Annotated in this window: 21 protein-coding genes; 19 read left to right on the forward strand and 2 right to left on the reverse strand. The window is 60.3% G+C overall.

Going from position 1 to position 24,537, the window contains the following annotated elements; genetic code table 11:
• The first annotated feature begins 142 nt into the window (after window positions 1-142).
• Entirely contained in the window at window positions 143-1,867 is a 1,725-nt protein-coding gene (locus CHB75_RS09710) for a flagellar hook-length control protein FliK (protein WP_176439101.1), read from the forward strand.
• A gap of 10 nt (window positions 1,868-1,877) precedes the next feature.
• Complete coding sequence (locus tag CHB75_RS09715) at window positions 1,878-2,579, forward strand: flagellar hook capping FlgD N-terminal domain-containing protein (protein WP_089270352.1); 702 nt, start codon at window positions 1,878-1,880, stop codon at window positions 2,577-2,579.
• 201 nt (window positions 2,580-2,780) lie between these two features.
• Here CHB75_RS09715 and ubiB read toward each other — a convergent pair whose 3' ends face one another.
• Window positions 2,781-4,313 (reverse strand): 2-polyprenylphenol 6-hydroxylase, encoded by a 1,533-nt coding sequence (gene ubiB, locus CHB75_RS09720; RefSeq protein WP_089270353.1) that lies wholly within the window; start codon window positions 4,311-4,313, stop codon window positions 2,781-2,783.
• Window positions 4,313-5,065, reverse strand: coding sequence for a bifunctional demethylmenaquinone methyltransferase/2-methoxy-6-polyprenyl-1,4-benzoquinol methylase UbiE (gene ubiE / locus CHB75_RS09725; protein ID WP_089270354.1), 753 nt, complete (start codon window positions 5,063-5,065; stop codon window positions 4,313-4,315). Before ubiE ends, ubiB begins: the two co-directional genes overlap by 1 nt.
• A gap of 86 nt (window positions 5,066-5,151) precedes the next feature.
• On the opposite strand from ubiE, the gene mutM reads away from it, so the two are divergent.
• The 17 genes from mutM (at window position 5,152) to CHB75_RS09805 (ending at window position 24,536) form a co-directional block, all read left to right on the forward strand.
• Entirely contained in the window at window positions 5,152-6,003 is an 852-nt protein-coding gene (mutM, locus tag CHB75_RS09730; protein ID WP_089270355.1) for a bifunctional DNA-formamidopyrimidine glycosylase/DNA-(apurinic or apyrimidinic site) lyase, read from the forward strand.
• 65 nt (window positions 6,004-6,068) lie between these two features.
• Window positions 6,069-6,845, forward strand: coding sequence for an enoyl-CoA hydratase (locus CHB75_RS09735; RefSeq protein WP_089270356.1), 777 nt, complete (start codon window positions 6,069-6,071; stop codon window positions 6,843-6,845).
• A gap of 229 nt (window positions 6,846-7,074) precedes the next feature.
• Entirely contained in the window at window positions 7,075-7,338 is a 264-nt protein-coding gene (gene rpsT, locus CHB75_RS09740) for a 30S ribosomal protein S20 (protein ID WP_089270357.1), read from the forward strand.
• Window positions 7,339-7,857: 519 nt separating this feature from the next.
• Window positions 7,858-9,204, forward strand: a complete 1,347-nt coding sequence (gene dnaA, locus CHB75_RS09745; protein WP_089270358.1) for a chromosomal replication initiator protein DnaA — start codon at window positions 7,858-7,860, stop codon at window positions 9,202-9,204.
• A 161-nt stretch (window positions 9,205-9,365) separates the two neighbouring features.
• Complete coding sequence (gene dnaN, locus CHB75_RS09750; protein ID WP_089270359.1) at window positions 9,366-10,484, forward strand: DNA polymerase III subunit beta; 1,119 nt, start codon at window positions 9,366-9,368, stop codon at window positions 10,482-10,484.
• 65 nt (window positions 10,485-10,549) lie between these two features.
• Entirely contained in the window at window positions 10,550-11,650 is a 1,101-nt protein-coding gene (gene recF / locus CHB75_RS09755) for a DNA replication/repair protein RecF (protein WP_089270360.1), read from the forward strand.
• A complete protein-coding gene (locus CHB75_RS09760) occupies window positions 11,647-12,267 on the forward strand; it encodes a LysE family translocator (protein WP_089270361.1) in 621 nt (206 codons plus the stop codon). Before recF ends, CHB75_RS09760 begins: the two co-directional genes overlap by 4 nt.
• Before the next feature lie 117 nt (window positions 12,268-12,384).
• The gene (gene gyrB / locus CHB75_RS09765) at window positions 12,385-14,802 is read left to right on the forward strand and encodes a DNA topoisomerase (ATP-hydrolyzing) subunit B (protein ID WP_089270362.1); all 2,418 of its coding nucleotides are present in this window, start codon (window positions 12,385-12,387) and stop codon (window positions 14,800-14,802) included.
• 347 nt (window positions 14,803-15,149) lie between these two features.
• Window positions 15,150-15,458, forward strand: a complete 309-nt coding sequence (locus CHB75_RS21320; RefSeq protein ID WP_141135099.1) for a hypothetical protein — start codon at window positions 15,150-15,152, stop codon at window positions 15,456-15,458.
• 41 nt (window positions 15,459-15,499) lie between these two features.
• The gene (locus CHB75_RS09770; protein WP_089270363.1) at window positions 15,500-15,922 is read left to right on the forward strand and encodes a c-type cytochrome; all 423 of its coding nucleotides are present in this window, start codon (window positions 15,500-15,502) and stop codon (window positions 15,920-15,922) included.
• Between the two features lie 113 nt (window positions 15,923-16,035).
• Window positions 16,036-16,371: a c-type cytochrome gene (locus CHB75_RS09775; protein ID WP_245840870.1), complete on the forward strand. Its 336-nt coding sequence runs from the start codon at window positions 16,036-16,038 to the stop codon at window positions 16,369-16,371.
• Window positions 16,368-17,672 (forward strand): multicopper oxidase family protein, encoded by a 1,305-nt coding sequence (locus tag CHB75_RS09780; protein WP_089270365.1) that lies wholly within the window; start codon window positions 16,368-16,370, stop codon window positions 17,670-17,672. The genes CHB75_RS09775 and CHB75_RS09780 overlap by 4 nt, the downstream gene beginning before the upstream one ends.
• Window positions 17,673-17,942: 270 nt before the next feature.
• Window positions 17,943-18,899, forward strand: a complete 957-nt coding sequence (locus CHB75_RS09785) for a TAXI family TRAP transporter solute-binding subunit (protein WP_089270366.1) — start codon at window positions 17,943-17,945, stop codon at window positions 18,897-18,899.
• Between the two features lie 76 nt (window positions 18,900-18,975).
• Entirely contained in the window at window positions 18,976-21,048 is a 2,073-nt protein-coding gene (locus tag CHB75_RS09790) for a TRAP transporter permease (protein ID WP_089270367.1), read from the forward strand.
• Window positions 21,045-21,410: a DUF1850 domain-containing protein gene (locus CHB75_RS09795; protein ID WP_089270368.1), complete on the forward strand. Its 366-nt coding sequence runs from the start codon at window positions 21,045-21,047 to the stop codon at window positions 21,408-21,410. Before CHB75_RS09790 ends, CHB75_RS09795 begins: the two co-directional genes overlap by 4 nt.
• 34 nt (window positions 21,411-21,444) lie before the next feature.
• Window positions 21,445-23,241 (forward strand): sensor histidine kinase, encoded by a 1,797-nt coding sequence (locus CHB75_RS09800; RefSeq protein WP_176439103.1) that lies wholly within the window; start codon window positions 21,445-21,447, stop codon window positions 23,239-23,241.
• On the forward strand, window positions 23,238-24,536 hold the full coding sequence (locus tag CHB75_RS09805; protein WP_089270370.1) for a sigma-54-dependent transcriptional regulator: 1,299 nt from the start codon (window positions 23,238-23,240) through the stop codon (window positions 24,534-24,536). Before CHB75_RS09800 ends, CHB75_RS09805 begins: the two co-directional genes overlap by 4 nt.
• The last annotated feature ends 1 nt before the right edge of the window (window position 24,537 follow it).

Consider the following 24,537-nt stretch of genomic DNA (forward strand, 5'->3'; position numbering starts at 1 on the left):
TTCGAGTCACTTTCCCAATTAGGCTCTAGAGTCGGTAAAGATGCGGTAAGGAAACTCGGACTATTGTGAAGCACACGGAAGAATTCCCGGAGCACACATGATACCGAATCTCACTCCAATCCCGTTCAAGAACCCGACGACCGTGGCGCAGGCCTCGGCAGAACCGTCGCCTGCAACAAAACGGTTTTCCTCTTTGTTTGCAGCCATGGGCCGGGAGGGTCAGTCGGATCGCGATGCGCGGTCGGATTCAGGTCTGCCCCAGGGCGGGGTAAGGGAAACTGAAGAGTCGACTGATTCCTCATCAGTTACCGAGGCGGAAGCCTTGGCTGCCGATACGGGCATCAATGCCGATCTTGCCGAAGAGGAGGGCCGGACCGTCCGGATCCCTTATCTTTCTGCGAAGAGTCCACTCGGGCATGCAGAAGATATCGGGGCAGAGGATTCTGTCGAAGAAGCCCTCGTTCCTCCGCTGGGTAAAGCCAGCCGAGGCACAGGAATTGCCGAATCGAATCTGTCTGCAATGGACCCGCGAAAGCAGGCTCCAGAAAATCAAAAAACGCAGCGATTCAATCTGATGTCGAATCAGCCTGTTGGCACAGCGAGCAACCATTCGCCCGGTTCAGATCCCAAAAGCGGTCTGAAAACTGGCCTCCCTGCGGAACCTGCGGCGGCAGTAGTCGGCGCACCGCCCGGCATCCCCGCCGCAGGGCGCCCGGGCGGCAGTCAGGCGACATCCGAAGATGCAGTGCAGCCTTCAACCGCGAGCCGGATTGCTCCCGGGACCATGGCTCAAAGTGGCCAAGCAGCCTTGGGAACCAATGCGTCTTCATCAGCCATAAGGGCGCAATCCGGCCAGACAGCTGTTCAAACGGATGCCCCCACCACGCCAAATAATAGTGCTGGTTTGCATGAGATGCCTTCATCGTCCCGCGCTTCGGAAAACAGGACCGATATTACATTGCAGCCAGCCACCGCCATGACGGACGCGGAGAAGGCGGCCATGGCCATTGCGTTCAAGACCTCTCTTCAGCGCACCCAGAGATCGCCAGCCGGGGCATCTATGCCTGTTGCAACCGCCGCGCAACGCGCGGAACAGCAATCCGGGCAAACCATCCCCACCGGGCAGAGAATCATTCCCGAAGGATCGGTCGGCGAAGTTGCCCCGATTCTAGCCGCGACAGGGCAACTCTCCTCGCCCTCTGCGCGTTTTATAAGGAGCAGCGCACGGGATGAGAGTTTTGCACACGCCCGCTCCGTGACAACGGATACGACTGCAGCGACACCACAATCTGTAAAGACGGCGGCACCGGTGCCCGTTCAATCCGTGTCAGTGCCATTCAGCGCCGAAGTTCTCACCGGCGACACCGCTGAATCAGAAGAACTGGCGCCCCTGCCCCCCCTATTCGGAGACGCGCGCAGTCAGGCGCAGGCGTCTCAGATGCCAGGTGTGATCCAGCCGATTCGCGGCGATCACGGCGCTTCGGCAATGCGTCAGATGATCGAGGTCACTGGCCAGCTCAAGGATGGCCCCGTCGATCTGCGGCTGAACCCAGAAGAGCTCGGCCGGGTGCGCATGCATATGGTCAGTTCGGAAAACGGGATCGTGATGCACATCACATCGGAACGCCCGGAAACGCTGGATCTGCTGCGCCGCCATATCGACCAGCTTCACCGTGAACTGACCGATCTTGGCTATACTAGCGTGGATTTCACGTTTGGTCAGCAAGGCTACGAAACCGGTACCGGTGATGCGCCAAACGGGGGCACCGAATCTTCGCGTTCGGCACCCTCTGGTTCGTCAGAGCAAAGTGCGCCCCTCCCCACACCCCTGTCTGTCGCCAGCGACGGGCTCGATATTCGACTTTAAGGAGACTTCCATGGTTACCACTCAAGTCGCCCCGCCCGCCTATAGCGGCCTTGCGTCCGAGAAAACATCGACAAACGCGAGCGCCACGGGCGCAGTGTCTACGGGCACCAGCAACCGCGAGATAAGTTCGGATTTCGAGACCTTCCTGCGCATGTTGACCGTCCAGATGCAGAATCAGGACCCGCTCAACCCGGTGGATTCATCAGATTACGCGGTCCAGCTTGCGACATTTTCATCGGTCGAACAGCAGGTACTGACCAATGACCTTCTGCGCGCATTGGGCGATCAGATGGGCGGCGGTGCGCTTAGCCAGTTGGCAGGCTGGGTCGGGATGGAGGCACTGGCGCGTGCGCCTGTCGCCTTTGACGGAAGCCCGATTCATCTGAGGCCCGAACATGCCTCTGATGCGGATGCGGCCAAGCTGGTTGTACGAGATTCCGCAGGGTCGGTCGTTTCCCGCGAAACCCTGCCCCTGGGGGAGGATTCAGTCATCTGGGCCGGGGTCGATGCCACGGGCGCAACCTACCCTTCGGGCACTTACAGTTTCGAAGTCGAAAGCTACCAGAGCGGCAAGGTGATCGAAAGCACTGCGGCCCTTGCTTTCAGCACCGTTCAGGAGGCGCGCATTAGCGGAGAAAAGATCTTGCTTCGCTTATCCGATGGCTCCGAAATCGAATCAACTCTGGTTACGGGCATGCGCGCCCCAGACTGAGCCGACACTCTGTACTTTCTGAATCATGTCGCCCCGGGGATGCGCAAACGTGTCTGCGATGCCCGGGACGGCGGGGGCAAGAACAGCGCGAGAATTAGATTAATCGTATCGATGGCCGACAACGCCGGTCTTAAAGCGACGGCCATCTTTCTGGTTCGGATTTACATCGGGTCGCGGTCAGAAGAGCAATTCCCCGAATCTTCAGAACAAGACCTGAGTTGCCAATGCCAGAACCAGTCCCACAGCCAGTCCAGTGCCCCCCCATAGCAGGCGGCTCCACCAGGGTGACCGCGAAAAAGGGGCGGGATCCTGTGCCTGGCGGATCAACGCGGCCTCGACGAGGCGCGGCAGGCGCGGCCCAAAGCGGGCAAGGACCAGCGCCGTCTTGTTCAGATCGCTGAGGATTGCGCGCGGCCCGATGGACTTCTTTATGTAGTCTTCGACCACTGGCTGGGCGACCTTCCAGATGTTCATATGCGGGTTCAATGACCGCGCAACGCCTTCGACCACGACCATGGTGCGCTGCAGCAGGATCAGCTCCGTGCGGGTTTCCATGCCAAAACGTTCCGTCACCTCGAAGAGATACGAGAGCAGACGGCCCATAGAAATGCGCGTGGCGTCCATGCCAAAAATCGGCTCGCCCACGGCGCGCAGAGCACGGGCGAATTCATCTACATCCCGATCGGCGGGGACATAGCCGGCCTCGAAATGCACTTCGGCGACGCGCATGTAATCGCGGCGGATAAACCCGAACAGGATCTCGGCATAGACGCGGCGGGTGTATTCGTCGATATGCCCCATGATCCCGAAATCAAGCGCGACGATGTCGCCATTCGGCGCGACCTTGAGGTTGCCCTGGTGCATGTCCGCGTGGAAAAACCCATCGCGCAAAGCGTGGTTGAGGAAGAGTTGCAGCACCCGTTCGCTCAGCACGGCGCGGTCGTGGCCCGCGGCGTCGATGGCGTCGTTGTCGCCCATCGACACACCTTCGGCCCAACTGAGGGTCATCACACGACGGGCAGAAAAATCCCATTTGACCGATGGCAGGGTAAACCCGGCGTCATCTTTGGTGTTGGCGGCATATTCCGACGCGGCGGCAGCTTCGAGCCGCAGGTCAAGTTCGCCTTTCACGACGCCTTCGAAATGCGCGATCACGTCCATTGGCCGCAAACGGCGCGATCCGGGCGAGATCCATTCGATCAGGGTCGCAGCCAGCCAGAATGCATCGATATCCTTGCGAAAGGCCCGTTCGATCCCCGGCCGCAGAACCTTGACCGCCACAACTTCGCCTGTGTCGATCAGTGTTGCCTTGTGAACCTGGGCGATCGATGCCGCCGCAACCGGATCGCTGAAGGTGGCATAGAGGCTGTCCGCGGGGGCGCCCAATTCGTGCGCCACCATCTGCTTGGCTTCGGCCACCGGGAAGGGGGGCAATTTGTCCTGCAGCACGCGCAGTTGCACGGCCAGTTCGTTGCCTACCAGATCAGGCCGGGTGCTAAGCACCTGACCGAACTTGATATATGCGGGGCCAAGGGCCGACAGCGCGCGGGTGGCGGGTGGCATGGCCGGGTCACCCTCATAGCCCAGCCACTTGAACGGCCAGCCCAGAACCCGGGCGGCAATACGCAGCGATCGCGGCGCGTCAAAGGCATCCAGTACCACGCCCATGGCGCCGGTGCGTTCGAGCGTGGCGCCGGTGCGGATCAACCGCCAGATATTGTGGGGTCCGCGCATCAGATCTTCCAGCCCGAGTGCAGGCAGGCAACGCCCAGCGTCAGGTTGCGGTATTTGGCCTGTTCAAACCCGGCGGCGCGAACCATGCCCAGAAACGTTTCCTGATCGGGGAACTTGCGGATCGATTCCACAAGGTACTGATAGGAGTCGCGATCATTCGCAATCACCTGCCCCATCGCGGGAATCACGTTGAACGAATAGCGGTCATAGGCCCATTGCATCGCCGGATTGGGGATCTGCGAAAACTCCAGCACCATCAGGCGGCCACCGGGTTTGAGCACGCGATAGGCTTCGTTCAGGGCCTCTTGCGGGCGGGTCACGTTCCGGATGCCGAAAGAGATGGTGTAGACGTCAAAGGTATTGTCCTCGAACGGCAGGGCCATGGCGTCGCCGACGATCCATTCGAGGCTGTCGGCCATTGCCTCAGCCTCGGCGCGCTTGCGGCCTTCGATCAGCATCGGTTCGGTGAGGTCAAGCACGGTGGCATGGCCCGATCCGGCACGTTTGAGAAACCGGAACGAAATGTCGCCGGTGCCCCCCGCCACATCGAGAAGTTTCTGACCGGCGCGCGGAGCCAGCCAATCCATCATCGCGTCTTTCCAGACACGGTGGATGCCCATCGACATGGCGTCGTTCATCACATCGTATTTGGAAGCCACCGAACCGAAGACGCCGCGCACGCGGCCCGCCTTTTCAGTTTCGGGGATGTCGGTAAAGCCGAAATGCGTGGTTTTTGCGGTGTCGTCGGTCATGGCGTATTGTTGTCCTTGGTTCCGCCCTTTCTTATAGAGCGCGAGGTCGCCGTTACAATGCACCCCATGCCACAGGACCCCGCAAGATGCCCGAATTGCCCGAAGTCGAGACAGTCCGTCGCGGGCTGGCCCCCGTGATGGAGGGACAGGTCATCGTGCGTGCGGATGTGAACCGCCCTGATCTGCGCTGGCCATTTCCCGAGCGCATGGCCGAACGGTTGACCGGCGCGCGTGTGCTGGGGCTGCGGCGGCGGTCGAAATACATCCTTGCGGATCTGTCCACAGAGGCGACTTTGTTGGTTCATCTGGGAATGTCCGGACGGATGCTGATTTCGGGCGATCCGCTGGGGACGTTTGTCCATGAGCACCCCGCGGCGCAGAAACATGACCACGTTGTGTTTCATATGGGCAACGGTGCGCGCATCACCTTTAACGACCCCCGCCGGTTCGGCGCGATGGATCTGATGCCAACGGCGACGGCGGATCAGCACCCGCTGCTGGCCGCGTTGGGGCCGGAACCGTTAAGCAACGCGTTTCACGAGGCGCATCTGGTCGAAAGGCTCAAAGGGCGCAATACACCGGTGAAATCTGCGCTGCTGGATCAGAAGATCGTCGCGGGATTGGGCAATATCTATGTTTGCGAGGCGCTTTTTCGGGCGCGCATCCACCCCGCACGCAAGGTTGGGAAAATATCGGCGGCCCGTGTGGCGGCCTTGGTGCCGATCATCCGGCAAGTGCTGACAGAGGCCATTGAGGCCGGTGGATCGTCCCTGAAGGATTTCCGCCAAACCGATGGTGAACTTGGGTATTTTCAGCACAGCTTTGACGTCTATGGCCGAGAGGGCCTGCCCTGCCGAACCACTGACTGTGCCGACCAAGTTCGCCGGATCGTGCAGTCGGGACGATCGTCCTTCTATTGTCCAACCTGTCAAAGATAGCTTGAACCGGCTGAATTTGATGCTAAGGCTTCGAATTCTGACAGAAACAACCGAAAGCATGTTTCATGGCCTATGAGACGATCATCGTCGAAGTAGAAGACCACGTCGCCACCATCAAGCTCAACCGCCCCGATGCTATGAACGCCCTCAACTCTCAGTTGTTGCGCGAACTGGCGAGCGCACTGGCGGAAGCTGATGGAAACGACAGGGTCCGCTGCATCATCCTGACCGGATCGGCCAAGGCCTTTGCCGCAGGGGCCGACATCAAGGAGATGTCGGAAAAGACCTTTGTAGAGATGTTCCTTTCGGACTTCTTTGGCCCTGAATCCTTGGCCATCACGAAGACCCGCAAACCGATCATTGCAGCCGTAGCCGGTTATGCGCTGGGTGGCGGCTGTGAACTCGCCATGATGTGCGACTTTATCATTGCAGCCGACACCGCCAAATTCGGTCAGCCCGAAATCAATCTGGGCGTTCTCGCCGGCATCGGCGGGACGCAACGCCTGACGCGCTTTGTCGGCAAATCCAAATCCATGGACATGCATCTGACGGGCCGTTTCATGGATGCCGAAGAGGCCGAGCGGTCTGGTCTGGTGAGTCGTGTCGTGCCCGCAAAGAGCCTGATGGAAGAGGCAACGGCCGCGGCGGAAAAGATCGCCGAGAAATCCATGCTGACTACAATGGCCGTAAAAGAGGCCGTGAACCGCGCCTACGAAACGACGATGTCAGAAGGCATCTTGTTCGAACGGCGCCTGTTCCACGCAATGTTTGCGACGGAAGATCAAAAAGAAGGCATGGCGGCCTTTCTTGAAAAACGCGCGACTCAGTTCCGAGATAAGTAAGTCAATCTGACTTCCATCACACCCTTGCCTGCGAATCGGGCAAGGGTGTTTTGCCTGCAACAGGCAAGCATTCTCCAAGTTTTGCCTTTGCATTTCAGCGGAACCTAGCTATAGGCCAGCGCTACATGCGCGTGATGCCCGCCCAGGCAAGAATCGATCCGGTCTTTGTGACTCCGGGGGCCTTGGGCATTTCGCCGACCTTTTTGGAACCAGAACCGGGAATCGAACCATGGCAAATACGCCGCAGTCCAAGAAACGCGCCCGCCAGTCGGAAAAACGCTTTGTCGTCAACAAAGCCCGCCGCTCGCGCATCCGTACCTTCCTGCGTAAAGTCGAAGAAGCAATCGCTTCGGGTGACAAGGAAGCCGCAACAGCAGCTTTGCGCGCCGCCCAGCCCGAGCTGATGCGTGGTGTGACCAAAGGCGTGATCCACAAGAACACCGCTTCGCGCAAAGTTTCGCGTCTGGCATCGCGTGTTAAGTCGATCGCCTAAGCAATATCTACATACTGGGCTATCTTAAAAAGGCACCACAAAATGTGGTGCCTTTTTCATTTTTTACGTGGTATACCAAAGACTTACGCCACAAAAAAAGCATCAAATGAGATTCTTTTTCGTGAATCCCGAGTCAACCAAGAAGATCAGTTGCCGCCGTTTGAAGACAACTGATACTTTGACCCAGCGAGTCACTCGCGGGGGGACAAGGTAGCAGAATCGGCCCGAAATTATCGGGCCCATCTTCTGCGCTGCTGTGATCGGGCTGCCCCGATCGCGCAGAAGATGAAGGCGCTGCCTTCTGCCATGTCCAATTGTCGGCGCCGTATTTCGGTGTAGCTCCTCTGATATGGGACATCAGGGGGATGCATCTTTTGCGGAGCATGCTTGACCACAGGATCGGCCTTGTACAGCTGCTGTACAGGCGGGATGGTTCTGTGCCCCGAATAAAGTGGCCGCTGCGTGGCTGAGCACTCTGCGCATATCGAAAGCTGCTGATTGGGAATGGAACGGGGACAGATGACACAGGAACAATGGGGCGCACTGCAGGATAGGCTCTGCAAGACGATAGGCGAAAACAACTACAAGACCTGGATCAAACCACTGTCATACGATGGCACCACCGATGGCGTGGCCGTGTTTGAAGTACCGACAAACTTCATGGGCACCTACGTATCCCAGAACTATGGTGACATGCTGCTTTCGCAACTGACCTCGGTTGCGAACAATGTCCGCCGGATCCAGTTCAAGGTCGCTGGTGTGGACCGTCCGCGCACCCCGACCCCGGCCAAGCCGAAAGCGGCAGCCCCAGGAACATCTGACCTATTGCCAAGCGCCCCGCTTGAATCCCGTTTCACATTCGACACTTTCGTGGTCGGCAAGCCGAACGAACTGGCCCATGCCGCCGCCCGCCGCGTCGCCGAAGGCGGTCCCGTCTCCTTTAACCCACTGTTCCTTTATGGCGGTGTCGGTCTGGGCAAGACGCACCTGATGCACGCCATTTCGTGGGAGCTGCGCAGCCGCAATCCCGAACTGAACGTGCTCTATCTGTCCGCCGAACAGTTCATGTATCGGTTCGTGCAGGCCCTGCGCGAACGCCGTATGATGGATTTCAAAGAGCTGTTCCGCTCGGTCGACGTGCTGATGGTCGATGATGTCCAGTTCATTGCCGGCAAGGACAGCACGCAGGAAGAATTCTTTCACACCTTCAACGCGCTGGTCGATCAGAACAAACAGATCATCATTTCGGGTGACCGCGCCCCGGACGAGATCAAGGACCTTGAAAACCGCATCCGGTCGCGCCTGCAGTCGGGTCTTGTCGTCGACCTGCACCCCACCGATTACGAACTTCGCCTTGGCATCATGCAAACCAAGGTCGAGGCGCAAAAGGCGCTTTATCCCGATCTTGAAATCGACAATGGCGTACTGGAGTTCCTTGCGCACCGGATTTCGACCAACGTGCGCGTGCTCGAAGGTGCGCTGACCCGTCTGTTCGCCTTTGCCTCGCTGGTGGGCAAGCGGATCACCATGGATCTGACGCAGGATTGTCTGGCTGATGTGCTGCGCGCGTCGGAACGCAAGATCAGCATTGAGGAAATCCAGCGCAAGGTGGCCGAGCATTACAACATCCGCCTGTCGGATATGATCGGACCCAAGCGGGTGCGCAACTATGCCCGTCCACGGCAAGTTGCCATGTATTTGTGCAAACAGATGACCAGCCGTTCGTTGCCGGAAATTGGTCGCCGTTTTGGCGGTCGCGACCACACCACGGTCATGCATGGGGTCAAACGTATCGAAGAACTCAAAATTCAGGACGGCCAGATCGCGGAGGATCTTGAACTGCTGCGCCGGGCGCTCGAAGCCTGATTTCTGAGACTGTGGGACAACAGTTGCACGCAGGTCGCCCCCGGGCGGCCCGCTGCCCTTGACGCCCCCGCAAATCCATCGGACAAAACAAATAAAAATGGTTGGAGCAGCGTGCGCCCGGGTCTACGGTGCACCTCCGGCCAGACGGAGAGGGCGAAGTCATGAAGTTCAGTATGGAGCGCGGCACCTTGCTTAAGGCGGTGTCTCAGGCACAGTCAGTTGTCGAACGTCGCAATACGATCCCGATCCTGGCCAACGTTCTGATCGAGGCCGACGGCGCCTCGGTTCAGTTCCGCGCCACGGATCTGGACATCGAGGTGTTGGACAAGGCGACCGCGATGGTGGAACGCCCGGGTGCCACGACAGTATCCGCAGTCACCCTGCACGAAATCGTCCGCAAACTACCCGACGGTGCGCTGGTGACGCTGACCGAAGAAGCTGCCACTGGCAGGCTGACGGTCGAAGCGGGTCGATCCAACTTCTCGCTTGCCACGCTGCCCAAGGAAGACTTTCCTGTCATGGCGTCGTCGGAATATTCGGCCAACTTCACAGCGCCTGCAAAGGTACTGCGGCGGCTGTTCGACAAATCCAAATTCGCGATTTCAACTGAAGAAACCCGTTATTACCTGAACGGTGTCTACATGCACACCGCCGATGGTGATGGCGGGCGCAAGCTGCGCTGTGTCGCAACCGACGGTCACCGTCTGGCCCGTATCGACGCCGATCTGCCTGCCGGAGCCGAGGACATGCCCGGCGTGATCGTGCCCCGCAAGACCGTGGGCGAGCTGCGCAAGCTGTTGGAGGATGACGATATGGACATCGCCGTTTCGGTTTCCGAAACGAAGATCCGTTTCGCCACGCCCGACATTACCCTGACATCCAAGGTCATTGACGGCACCTTTCCCGACTACACACGTGTCATTCCGCAGGGCAACACCCGTCGGCTTGAGGTTGACGCGGCAGAGTTTGCCAAGGCCGTCGACCGTGTTGCAACGGTGTCGTCGGAGCGGTCGCGCGCAGTCAAGCTATCGCTGGACGAAGATCGCCTCATCCTGTCGGTCAACGCCCCGGATTCTGGTGCCGCCGAAGAAGAACTGGCCGTCGCCTACAGCGACGAAAGGCTCGAAATCGGGTTCAATGCCAAGTATTTGCTGGAAATCGCCAGCCAGGTGGATCGCGAAAACGCGGTGTTCATGTTCAATTCTTCGGGCGATCCGACACTGATGCGCGAAGGCAATGACATGTCCGCCGTCTATGTGGTCATGCCGATGCGGGTATAACGCCGCGGGAACCTGCCACTTGCACTGGCCCGTTTCTGGTATGCGTAAACGGGTAAGGGCCTGACGTGCCTCTGTCGCTTGATACTTTGACGCTCTCGCACTTTCGTTCGCACAAACGCGCGGAGGTTACGGTTGATGCGCGTCCCGTCGCGATTTACGGGCCAAATGGTGCGGGCAAGACCAACCTGCTCGAAGCCGTTTCGTTGTTTTCACCGGGACGCGGCATGCGCCGGGCCTCGGCTCAGGAAATGACCCGCCGACCCGAGGCGCTCGGCTGGAAGGTGTCGGGCCTGATAGATGGGCCGCAGGGTCGGCACGAGGTCAGTTTTCTGTCGGAAGCGGGCAACCCCCGGCAAGTCAGGATCGACGACAAACCAGCGCCGCAGTCAGCGCTTGGACGGATCGCCCGGGTTCTGTGGCTGGTGCCGTCCATGGACCGGCTGTGGACCGAAGGCGCAGAAGGACGGCGGCGGTTTCTGGATCGCATGACGCTCAGCTTTTTTCCCGAACATGCCGATCTGTCGCTGGATTATGAAAAGGCGATGCGCGAACGCAACCGGCTGCTCAAGGATCAGACCCGCGATGCCCACTGGTACGCTGCGCTGGAACGGCAGATGGCACAAAGCGGTGCTGCGATCCATGCCAACCGGCAGGCTGCCCTGCAACGGCTGACGGCCGCGCAGGACGGTGCCGAAACCGCCTTTCCCACCGCCACCCTGACACTGACCCAGACCGAAGGTGAGATGCCCGCCACCGAAGAAGACTTGCGTACCGCCCTTGCCGACACGCGGCCGCGTGACCTGATGGCCGGGCGCACGCTTATCGGGCCGCACCGGGCCGACCTGCTGGGCGTCTTTGCCGCCAAGGATGTGCCAGCCTCGGATTGCTCGACGGGCGAGCAGAAGGCGCTTCTGATTTCGCTCATTCTGGCCAATGCACGGGCGCTGGCCCCGGAATTTGGCGCGCCGCCGCTTTTGTTGCTGGATGAGGTCGCAGCGCACCTTGATCAAACCCGCCGGGCCGCGCTTTATGACGAAATCTGCGCCCTTGGCGCGCAGGCCTGGATGACCGGCACGGAACCGGCCCTGTTCGAGGCCTTGGGTAACAGGGCGCAATATCTGGAAGTGACCGAAACGGACGGCGTTTCGGTGGTGAGGCAAGCATGACGATAACTTTCGCGGATATGACTCTGTATGCGGGCGCGCTTTTGATCCTGTTCCTGACACCGGGGCCGGTTTGGGTCGCGCTTACCGCGCGGGCGCTGTCCGGCGGGTTCCACGCGGCATGGCCGCTCGCCCTCGGGGTGGTGGTCGGTGACATCCTGTGGCCCTTCCTTGCCATTCTTGGTGTGACCTGGATCGTCAGCGTCTTTGCCGGTTTCATGACGCTTCTGCGCTGGGTCGCCTCTGGCACCTTTCTGGTCATGGGCCTGCTTCTGATCCGGCACGCGGATGCGAAACTGACATCGGATTCACGGCTGACCCGGCCCGGTATGCTGGCCGGATTTCTGGCCGGGCTGGCCGTCATCCTTGGCAATCCCAAGGCGATCCTCTTCTACATGGGGGTGCTGCCGGGGTTCTTTGACCTCACCCAGTTGCGCTGGCCCGATATGCTGGCCATCGCGGCAATCTCGGCTGTGGTGCCGCTGATCGGTAATCTTGTGCTCGCGCTTTCGATTGACCGGGCCAAACGGCTGCTGTCTTCGCCCCGGGCATTACGGCGCACGAATGTCACCGCCGGGGTTCTTCTGATTGGCGTGGGGCTGGTCATTCCCTTCGTCTGATACAGGTTTGCCGCCTAGGCGCGTGGCCACAGGACGACCACAAAATATAGTGTCAGTCGCGTGACAATCCCTGCCGGACTGCGTATAAATACGCAGCTAAGAACAAGGAAAGTCCGCATGGCCGAGAACGAGCAGATCCCCGAGGAATATGGCGCCAGTTCCATCAAGGTTCTCAAGGGGTTGGAAGCAGTTCGCAAACGTCCCGGTATGTACATCGGCGACACTGACGACGGCTCGGGCCTGCACCATATGGTGTATGAGGTGGTGGATAACGGCATTGACGAGGCTCTGGCCGGTCATGCCGACGCGGTAAACGTGAAAATCCACGCCGACGGATCAGTTTCAGTCAGCGACAACGGACGCGGCATTCCCGTCGACATGCACGAAGGCGAAGGCGTTTCCGCAGCCGAGGTCATCATGACCCAGCTGCACGCCGGCGGCAAATTCGACCAGAACTCCTACAAGGTTTCCGGCGGTCTGCACGGCGTGGGCGTCTCGGTTGTGAACGCGCTCAGCGACTACCTCGAACTGCGCATCTTCCGCAACGGCAAGGAGCATTATGCCCGCTTTGAGGGTGGCTTTACCGTCGAACCTCTGCGCGTGCTGGGCGATGCCCATGGCCGCAAGGGAACCGAAGTTCGTTTTCTTGCCTCGACCGACACGTTTTCCAACCTCGAATATGATTTCCACACGCTGGAAAAGCGCCTGCGCGAACTGGCCTTCCTCAATTCGGGCGTCCGCATCATCCTTGAGGATGAACGCCCCGCTGAGCCGCTGCGTTCGGAACTCTATTATGACGGCGGTGTACGCGAATTCGTGAAATACCTAGACCGGTCCAAGACGTCGATCATGACCGACCCGATCTACATGACCGGCGAACGTGACGGCATCGGGGTCGAGATCGCGATGTGGTGGAACGACAGCTATCACGAAAACGTCCTGCCCTTTACCAACAACATTCCCCAACGGGATGGTGGGACGCACATGGCAGGTTTCCGTGGTGCGCTGACCCGGACGATCAACAACTACGCCCAGACCTCCGGCATCGCCAAACGGGAAAAGATCACCTTTACCGGTGACGACGCGCGTGAGGGCCTGACCTGTGTGCTCTCGGTCAAGGTGCCCGACCCCAAGTTCAGCAGCCAGACCAAGGACAAGCTTGTCAGTTCAGAGGTCCGCCCGGCGGTCGAAGGGTTGATGAACGAAAAACTGGCCGAGTGGTTCGAAGAAAACCCAAGCTGGGCCAAGGTGATCGTTGGCAAGATCGTTGAGGCCGCCATGGCCCGCGAAGCCGCCCGCAAGGCGCGCGATCTGACCCGGCGCAAGAACCCGATGGACATGAACTTCCTCAGCTCCAAGCTGAAGGATTGTTCCGACAAGGATCCCGTCAACACCGAAATCTTTCTGGTCGAGGGTGACAGCGCCGGTGGGTCCGCCCAGACGGGACGCGACCGCAAGACACAGGCCATCCTGCCGCTGAAAGGCAAGATCCTGAACGTCGAGCGCGCGCGTTTTGACCGGATGCTGGGAAGCCAGGAAATCGGCAACATGGTGATGGCGCTTGGCACCGGGATCGGCCGGGACGAATTCAACATCAAGAAGCTGCGCTACCACAAGATCGTCATCATGACCGACGCCGACGTGGACGGCGCGCACATCCGTACGTTGCTGCTCACCTTCTTCTACCGGCAGATGCCCGAGCTGATCGAGGGCGGGTTCCTCTACATCGCGCAGCCGCCGCTCTATAAGGTGAGCCGCGGAAAATCAGAGGTTTACCTCAAGGATCAGGCCGAGATGGAGAGCTATCTTGTCCACCAGGGCACCGAAGGCGCCCTGCTGAGACAGGGAAATGGCGAAGAGATCTCGGGTCAGGATCTGGCGCGCGTGGTCGACGAAGCCCGCCAGTTGAAGCGCGTGCTGGACGTGTTCCCGACGCACTATCCCCGTCACATCCTTGAACAGGCGGCCATCGCGGGTGCCTTTGTTCCCGGCGCTGTAGATGCCGATTTGCAGGGCGTGGCCGACAAGGTCGCGACCCGACTGGACCTGATCGCTGCGGAATATGAACGCGGCTGGATGGGACGCATCACCCAGGACAAAGGCATCCGCCTGGCCCGCATCCTGCGCGGCGTCGAAGAGGTACGCACCCTGGATGGCCCGATGCTGCGGTCTGGCGAGGCGCGCAAGACCGGCAGCTTTACCAAAAGCCTGCAAGCGGTCTACGATCTGCCTGCAACGCTTGAACGCAAAGACCGCAAGCAGATGATCCACGGTCCGCTGGAACTTCTGAAGGCCGTTCTGGAAGAGGGTGAAAAGGGTTTGTCGCTGCAGCGCTACAAGGGTCTGGGCGAAATGAACCCCAGCCAGCTCTGGGAAACGACACTTGACCCGGACGCGCGCACACTGCTGCAGGTCAAGGTCGATGACATGGCCGAGGCGGACGATCTGTTCACCAAGCTCATGGGCGACGTGGTCGAACCGCGCCGCGAGTTCATCCAGCAGAACGCGCTGAGCGTGGAAAACCTGGATTTCTGAGCGGTTGTAGGGAAGCGCATATTTTTTCGCGGCGCGCATGAAGTTGTGCGTCGCGACGCGAATAAAAAACTTCAAAATCATTTTTATTCAGCAGCGTATTCGGGATCTCCCTGCAACCCGTTACTTATGATCCTATGTGTCGCCATTGTCGGCATGGATATACCAAGGTGGGTTTGTAATGGACCACGAGGGGCGGCGGCCCTGTCATCAATGCTCTGCGGGATACAAATGAAGGCTGTCACTTTCGACCTGAGCACGATGGCGGTCTGCAACCCTTCATTGTCCTGTTCAGGATGTGATCGCTCCGGGGCTTTCCGTTGGGTCGGGGAACGGTTAGGTTTGTGCGCATGAAGTTGTTACCTCGGCTTTCCCTTGCGCTGTTCCTTATTGCGCTATCCTTTGCCCTGCTCGGCCCTATGGCCGAGGCGGCGCCGTCTTGTGACGGGGCGATGTGTCACGGCTGTGCGCATGACGACCCGTGCCCGGACGATATGGCAAAGGAATGCGGGCTTTGCTTTGGGCTGGTAACTCTGCCGCGGGCCGAAATGGTCTTTGACAGCGCCTTTGCAGAGTCATCTGCCCTTGCCCCCCTGCGCAACGGTCGTCGAAACGAAGATGCCCCGACGGGGCAGGATCCGCCTCCGCCGCGAGGATGATGCTTTCAGCTGCATCATTCCACGCACCAACGGAGACTTTCATGAAAACCACTTATCTTTTGACCGGCGCGATTATCGCGACCGGTCTTGGGGCTTGGCTGACCTTCAGCCAGGCGCAGCCAGTGACCGCAGCGCCCGAAGACGGTGCGCTTGTCGAGATCCGCTTGCCCGACAACCTGTCCGATCAGGCGCAGATGGGCAAACGCGCCTTTGATGCGGTCTGCGCCGCCTGCCATGGCGAAAATGCCGTGGGCCGCGACGGTATCGGGCCGCCTCTGATTCATAAGATCTACGAGCCGTCGCACCATGGCGACATGAGCTTTTACATCGCGGCCGAACGCGGTGTCCGCGCGCATCACTGGCGCTTTGGGAACATGCCCGCGCAAAATGGCCTGACTCGCGCTGATCTGGGCGCTATCGTCGCTTATGTACGCGAAGTGCAGCGCTCCAATGGCATCGACTGATGCGAGGATATCCAATGAACAGGACGACACTGGCGATAGGCATAGCCCTGGCACTGGTCGCAGGTGGGGCGCTTGCACACTCGGGGGTCAAGAATGCCACCGTATTGGCGCGCATGGAATTAATGAAAGACATGGGCCGACAGATGAAAGTGTTGGGCCGGATGGACAAAGGGTTCATCAATTTTGATGCTGGCGCGGTGCAAGTCGCGGTTGCGCGGATCGCGGTGCTGGCCGAAAAAACTCCTACGCTGTTTGAAGCCCCGGCGCAGGACCCCAACTCCGAGGCACTTCCGGTCATCTGGGATGACTTCAGCACTTTTGCCCAAGAGGCACAGGCCTTGGAAATGGTAACTGCCAGGCTGACAATTGTTCAACAGATCGACCTGCACCCGGCCTTGAAGCAACTCGGCGCGGCCTGCAAATCCTGCCACGGAAGGTTCCGTAAATGAATCCGTATCTGACCCGCCGGACTTTTTTGGGAGCAAGTGCCGCGATCCTGACCCTGCCGCGCTTTGCTCATGCTCAGGGCCTGACCCTGACTGCGGAGCCGGTGATGGCACAGATCCTGCCCGCGCCCGATCCAAAAACCGCGATGCTGGGGTTGAACGGCATGACCCCGGGGCCAGAACTGCGCGCGCAGCAAGGGGGGCGTCTGACGGTGAGGTTCGAAAACCGGATCTCTGCGCCTTCGGCTCTACACTGGCACGGGATCAGGATCGATAATGCCATGGACGGCGTGCCGGGCCTGACGCAAGAGGCGGTCGCCGATGGCACTGGTTTCGACTATGCCTTTGATCTGCCGGATGCGGGAACCTACTGGTATCATTCGCACAATCGATCATGGGAGCAAGTCGAACAGGGTCTGTATGGTCCACTGATCGTCGAAGAGCGCAACCCGCCGCAGGTCGATCACGACGTGACCGTGTTGATCGATGACTGGAAGCTTGAGCAGGACGGCAGGCTGATCGGCGGTTTCGGCAACATGCATGATTTCGCCCATGCCGGGCGGATGGGGAACTTTGCGCGCGCCATCCCTTCGATCTCGCAGGTCAGCAAAGGGGATCGGCTGCGACTGCGCCTGATCAATGCCGCCACCGCGCGCGTCTTCCCCCTCGTCCTGCGCGGGATCGAGGGACGGATCCTGGCGCTGGATGGCATGCCCCTGTCAGAACCCCGCGAGCTTGGGGAGATGATCCTTGCCCCGGCGCAGCGGATCGATGTGATTGTGGATGTGACCGGACCGGTGATCTTTGACTTTCCCACAGGGGACGAAGCCTATGAACTGGGCCGGATCACGATCGAGGGTGACAACACCACCCCGATCACCGCCCCCATAACCGCATTGCCTGCCGCCCGCGTGGCCAAGCCATCTGATCGACCGACCGAACTTAGCCTGCGCATGGAAGGCGGGGCCATGGGCGGCGGACATGCGGGGGACGACATTTGGGCCTTCAACGGGATCTCTGGCCTGCCAGACAAGCCGTTCGCCCATTTCGAACGGGGCGAAACCGCGCGAATAACCCTGATCAACGACACGGCGTTTCCGCATGGCATCCACCTGCACGGCCATCATTTCCACGAAGTCCTGGCCGATGGCACCCCCGGCGATCTGCGCGACACCACGCTGGTTAATCCGGGCGAAAGCCGTGACATTCTCGCCGTCTTCGACAATCCCGGAAAATGGCTTTTGCATTGTCATATGCTTGGCCATCAGGCATCGGGCATGAAGACATGGGTCGAGGTCGCGTGAAGTTGGTTGCGACGGCACTACCCTGTCTGGGGCACCAGCATCCGCTGGATTCGCCCATCGGGGCTGGGCCGCTGATCATAGCCGAAATAATTCTTTCTGATTAACGCCTTGCCGGGATCAGGTCATTTTCTGCCACACATCTGGTCATTTCCTGCCTGCAAAAACCGCGCCAACAAGAGCGATAACTTGCGTGGTAAACGCAGGGCGACGTAGCGTCCGCCGCACGGGGCTGCAGACAGCGCAGACCTGCCAAATTTCTGGGAGGAAACCATGATCAATCTGAAATCCGCACTTCGCGGCTGCGCGCTGGTATCGACGCTGGCGGCGACGCCCTTTGCTGCACAGGCTCAGGACTTTATCAACGTCCTGACCGGCGGCACATCGGGTGTCTACTATCCGCTGGGCGCGGGTCTGGCCAATATCTATGGCGAAAAGATCGACGGCGCACGCACGCAGGTGCAATCCACCAAGGCCAGTGTCGAGAACTTGAACCTGCTGCAGGACGGCCGGGGCGAGCTGGGCTTTGCCCTGGGTGACAGCGTCGCGATGGCCTGGGAAGGCAATGCCGACGCCGGTTTTCCGGCCAAACTCGACCGCCTGCGCGGAATCGCTGCGATCTATCCGAACTACATTCAGGTCGTTGCCACACAGGAAAGCGGCATCACCGATTTCGCGGGCCTCGCCGGCAAGAGCCTGTCGGTCGGCGCACCCGCCTCGGGGACCGAGCTGAACGCGCGGGCGATCTTTGGCGCGATGGACCTGTCTTATGAGGATCTTGGTAAAGTCGAATACCTGCCCTTCGCGGAATCGGTCGAACTGATCAAGAACCGCCAACTGGACGGCACGTTGCAGTCGGCCGGTCTTGGGGTTGCGTCGATCCGTGATCTGGCCTCATCCTTGCCGATCAATGTTGTCGCCATTCCTGCCGAAGTGGCGGAAAAGCTGGGAGCGCCGTATATCGCAGCGACAATCCCGGCCAACACCTATGACGGCCAGACCGCAGACGTGCCGACCGTTGCCGTATCCAACTTTCTTGTCACCCACGAAGGTGTCAGCGACGAAGTTGCCTATCAGATGACCAAGTTGCTGTTCGAAAACCTCGACACGCTTGTCGCATCGCATCAGGCGGCAGCGCAAATCGACATTGCCAACGCACTGAACGGCATGCCGATCCCGCTGCACCCGGGGGCCGAGCGTTACTACCGCGAGCAGGGCCTGCTGCAGTAAGCACTGACATAGTTAGAACGCGGGCGCACCCACCGTGGTGCGCCCTTCCCCGCCGTTCCCGGTTTGAGGTCCCCCAATGTCCAATCCCGCCACGCCCCCTGATCCCCAGGAGGGTCACGAGATCGCCTTTAGCAAAGACGCTACCGGTCGTCTGCTGTTCTGGATCGCCATCGTTTTTTCGGTGTTCCAGATTGCCACGGCGGCGCATCTCGTCGACTTGGCCAGCCAGGTCACACGCGCCTTTCACGTCGGTTTCCTGACCCTGCTCGCCTTTCCTCTGATCGCTTATGGCCGCAACGTCAAAGGCGCGTTCAAGGCGCTGGCATGGGCATTCGCCCTCGCCGGGGTGGCCGTGGCTCTTTATCAGTGGTGGGAATACCAGCCACTGATCCTGCGTGCGGGCCGTCCGTTGACGCAGGACATCATCGTTGGCGTCCTCGCGCTGACCGTCGTATTTGCAGCAGCCTGGACTATGATGGGACCCGCGCTGCCGGTGATTGCTGGATTGTTCCTGGCCTACTGCTTTCTGGGTCAGCATCTGCCGTCGCCGCTGAATCACCGTGGCTACAGTTTTTCTCAAGTGATTGATCACATGGCCTTCGGAACCGAGGGTATCTACGGCATTCCCACCTACGTCTCTTCGACTTACATCTTTCTGTTCATCCTGTTCGGGTCCTTTCTGGAACGGGCCGGGATGATCCGTCTGTTCACCGATGTGGCCATGGGTCTGTTTGGCCATCGGCAGGGCGGCGCGGCCAAGGTCGCGGTCGTCTCTTCCGGATTGATGGGCACGATCTCTGGCTCGGGTGTTGCCAACGTGGTCACGACGGGGCAGTTCACCATCCCGCTGATGAAAAAGTTCGGCTATCGCCCGGCCTTTGCCGGCGGGGTCGAGGCGACGGCTTCGATGGGTGGACAGATCATGCCGCCGGTCATGGGCGCGGTCGCCTTCATCATGGCCGAAACGCTGGACGTGCCCTATGTCGAGGTCGTCAAGGCGGCGCTGATCCCCGCCATTCTCTATTTCGCCTCTGCCTTCTGGATGGTGCATCTTGAGGCCGGCCGCTACGGCCTGCGCGGTCTGCGCAAGGACGAACTGCCCTCGGCCCGCAAGGCAATTTCCGAGAACTGGATGCTTCTGGTCCCGCTGGGTGTGCTCGTTTACCTGCTGTTCGGCGGCTATACCCCGCTGTTTGCCGGCACGATCGGTCTGGGCCTGACAGTACTGCTGATCCTTGGGGGTTCTGCTGTGCTGCAACTTCCGGCTGGTGCGATGCGCGTTGTCTTCTGGGTCTGTCTTGGTCTTGTCGCTGCCGGGTTTCTTCAGTTTGGCATCAACGTGCTGCTCGCCGCGCTTGTGGCATTGATCGTCTGGTGCGCCCTTACCAAGGGCGGACGCGAGACGCTGATCCTGTGTCGTGATTCACTTGCCGAAGGGGCAAAGACCGCGCTGCCGGTCGGTGTCGCCTGCGCATTGGTTGGTGTGATCATCGGCACCATGACTCTGACTGGTGCCGCCAATACGTTCGGCCAGTTCATCGTATCGGTGGGTCAGCATAGCCTGCTGCTAAGCCTCATCCTGACGATGTTCACCTGTATCCTGCTGGGCATGGGGATTCCGACGATCCCGAACTATATTATCACTTCGTCAATTGCCGGTCCCGCACTGCTGGCTCTGGGTGTGCCGTTGATCGTCAGCCACATGTTCGTCTTTTACTTCGGCATCCTCGCTGACCTTACCCCGCCCGTGGCGTTGGCCTGCTTTGCGGCAGCGCCCATAGCCAAGGAAAGCGGGCTGAAAATCTCGATCGAGGCGATCAAGGTGGCGGCAGCGGGTTTCGTCATTCCGTTCATGGCGGTCTACACCCCAGCGCTGATGCTGCAGGCGGGCGGGCCCCTGGCTGACGCCATCGGCTACTGGCCTGCGGTTGCCTATATCGTGTTCAAGACAGTGCTTTGCATCGGCCTTTGGGGCGTTGCTGTGATCGGTTGGCTGGGCCGTCCGCTGGGCTGGCCCCTGCGCGGACTTGCGGTGATCGCCGCCGGTGTGTTGATCGCGGCACTGCCCGCCACGGACGAGATCGGCTTTGCTCTGGCGGCAGTCTTTGCGATTGCCGTTGCGCTGACCCGACGCCGCGCCGTGGCATGACCGCCTGCCTCGCCATTGGCGCGCTGGTACTGCACCTGGGCAATCCGGCGTTCACGCTAGGCTGGCAACACTCGGTGGAAAAGACCGGGTGGGAGGAAAGCTGGATCGTCGCCCCCAAAGGCCTGACCCTGATCCAGTCGCGGATCAAAGGATCGGGCGCCGGGATGGAGCCCGGACCCGACGCCGTATTGCAGGACGGCTGGTGGGTATCTCCGGGGCATCTTGAGGTGCCTCGGCTGATACTGGCCGCTTCGGGGGCGACGGGCGGTGGCTGGATGCTTTGTGCGGATGGGACTTGCCACTCTATCGGCACCTCTGCCGGGGATCCGGTCGCCATTGCCCCCTGCGATATGCCGCTTTAATTCTGGCATGGGCGGTGCCACACTGATCCGAGCCATGACCCGGATACTGCAAACCCGCTCTCTAATCTTCGTTCTGTGCCTGGCCCTTGTGGTAGCGGCAGCTGGAGGCTTTGCGGCCTATCGCGTGGCGCTCTCGCGCAGTGCTGTCACTCTGGACCAGTCACTGATCCTGACCCGACGCGCCATCGAAACCGAAATCGATCGCTTCCGTTATCTGCCGCAGGTCACTGCGCAGGACATGCGCATCCGTCGCGCCATTGCCGAACCCTCCTCTGCCGATGTCGTGGCGACCGCCAACCGCTATCTTGAAACGTTGGCTGATGTGTCCGGGGCAGATCAGCTTTATCTGTTGGGCCGCAGTGGCACTGCAATTGCGGCAAGCAACTGGAACTCACCCAAAAGTTTTGTCGGCATCGATTACAGTTTCCGGCCCTATTTCCGCGACGCCATCGCCCAGGGGGCCGGGCGGTTCTACGGCATCGGCATAACCACCGGGCAGCCGGGCTATTTCCTGTCCTCCCGGGTCGATCTGGCCGGTGGGCAGCGTGCCGTTATTGTCGTCAAAATTGACCTTGCCCCGCTGCAACACGCCTGGCGCACTGCCGCCGTGGACACAGCCATCGCCGATTCCGATGGCATCATCTTTCTGTCCGGACAGCCCGCGTGGCTTTATCAGCCGCTCTTTGCGCTTGAACCCGGCGCGCTTGACCACATTGCGGCAACCCGCCGTTATGAAGGCGCTTCTATCGTCGGAGCCACGCCACTGCTGCCCGCAGGCAACGCCGCCATGCAGCGCGCCGAACCGGTCGAGGTTGCGGGGCGTTCACTGCTGATGCGTCGCCTGCCGATGGAGCCAGACGGCTGGCAGGTGGTGATGGCTGCATCGGTGGCAGGCGCATGGCGTACAGCTCTTGCCACAGCGACAATTTCTGCGTTGGCTACAATAGCTGCCGGACTGCTGGTTCAGACATCCCTGCAGCGTCGGCGTCTCGTGCGGATGCGTCTGCAGCAAAGCCGCCTTCTGGAACAGCAGGTTGAGCGGCGAACCCGGGAGCTTGCCGACGAGATTGAAACCCGCATCGCCGCCGAGTCCGAGCTGCGCGCCGCGCAAGAGGCGCTGATCCACTCGGAAAAGATGGTGGCGCTGGGGCGTATGTCCACCGCCATCGTACATGAGATCAGTCAGCCGCTGGCCGCGATGGAGGCAACGCTCGCCGCCGCCGTGATCGGCATTCGCAAGACCGACCCTGCTACAACCAAACGGATCGATACGGCACGCGGCCACATCCGGCGCATGCTGCGTACGATCAAGCACCTCAAAAGCTTTGGCCGCAAGGAAACCGGGGCCCTGTCCCGGGTCGACATGGACTTTGCCGTGGACAATGCGATCGAGCTTGTGCGGCACCGGGCCGATGACATGGGTGTGGCGCTGACCTTTGCCCGCGATGGCGCGGCACCTGTCGTGATTGGCGGACAGGTGCGGTTGGAACAGGTGCTGGTGAACCTGCTACTCAACGCGCTGGATGCCGTGGCGCTAAACATAACACCCGGCGTTGTGCAGGTCTCACGTAAGGTCACAGGTGATAGCGTGATCGTGCAGGTCACCGATAACGGCGTTGGAATGGATGCTGTGGCCCTGACAAAAGTAGGAGAGCCGTTCTATAGCGACAAATCCAGCGGAGACGGTCTGGGGCTGGGTCTGTCTATCTGTCAAACCATTGTCGAGGATGTCAAAGGCACGCTGCACTTTGAATCGACCCCGGGTGCCGGAACCAGCGCGTATGTCACCCTGCCGCTGGCAGACGCGGATGCAAAGGCGACTGCCGCATGACCAAAGCCGTGATCTGGGTGGTGGACGACGACGACGATCACCGCGAGGGGCTACGCGATCTGATCGCTCAGGCGGGCCATTCGCCAGTCGCGTTTGATGGTGCGACCGATGCGTTGGATGCGATGGCTGTCAGCATACCAGACATAATTCTCAGCGATCTGCGGATGCCAGGGCTTGATGGCATCGCCTTTCTGAAAGCCGTGCGGGAACGGGGCGCAGAAGTGCCACTAATCCTGCTCACCGGTCATGGCGATGTCGGGCAGGCTGTCCGGGCCATGCAGATGGGCGCGCAGGACTTCCTTGAAAAGCCGTATGACGCGGATCACCTGCTATCGGTCGTGGACCGCAGTCTTGAGGCGGCCCGCCTTACTGCTGAAAATGCCGCGCTACGCCAGTCGCTGCAGGCACTACAGCCCCATTTGCTGGGCAATACCACCGCCATCACTGCTTTGCGTAACCGGTTGGAGCAGATTGCGCCACTTGATGTCGATGTGATTCTGCAGGGCGAAACCGGCACGGGCAAGGAGTTGGCCGCGCGGATTTTGCATCAATCCGGACCGCGGCGGACTGGTCCCTTTGTAACCATCAACTGTGCTGCCCTGCACGCCACCGGGTTCGAGTCCGATCTCTTCGGTCTTCTGCTCGAGGACGGCAGCCTGCGACCAGGGCGGATCGCGGCGGCTGAAGGCGGCACGCTGTTTCTCGACCAGATCGACGTAATGCCCTTGCCACTTCAGCCCCGTCTGCTGCGCTTCATGCAGACACGTTGTATCGAGCTGGGGGGCGCGGCGATCCCAGTCGATATCCGCATCGTCGCTGCGGCAAGCGCCGACCTGCGCGAACTGATCGCCTTGGGCCGGTTTCGGCAGGACATGTTCTACCGCCTTGCCGATGTGGAAATCCCGCTCCCGCCACTGCGTGAGATACCGGCAGACATCCCCATCCTTTTCGCGCATTTCGTCACGGAAGCGGCGGCAAGACACGGCCTGCCTGAATCAGAGATCACATTTGCCGACCGCAAGGCGCTGATGCGTCATCACTGGCCAGGCAATGCGCATGAGCTGAGGCAGGCGGCCCTGCGGCGCGTCATGGGGCTGGAAGGCAGCGTCGCGGAGACCATCCGTGCGCCCGGGAGCAGCCTGAAGGACCGGGTTCTGCATTTCGAGGCAATGGAAATTGCCCGCGTCCTCGATCAATTCAAGGGAAACACCGCAAAGGCGGCACAGGAACTTGGCATCCCGCGCCGCACCCTTACTGCCAAGATGAGCCGCAGCGCGCATAGGCCTGCGGACTAAA

The organism is Puniceibacterium sediminis (assembly GCF_900188035.1).
GTDB lineage: Bacteria > Pseudomonadota > Alphaproteobacteria > Rhodobacterales > Rhodobacteraceae > Puniceibacterium > Puniceibacterium sediminis.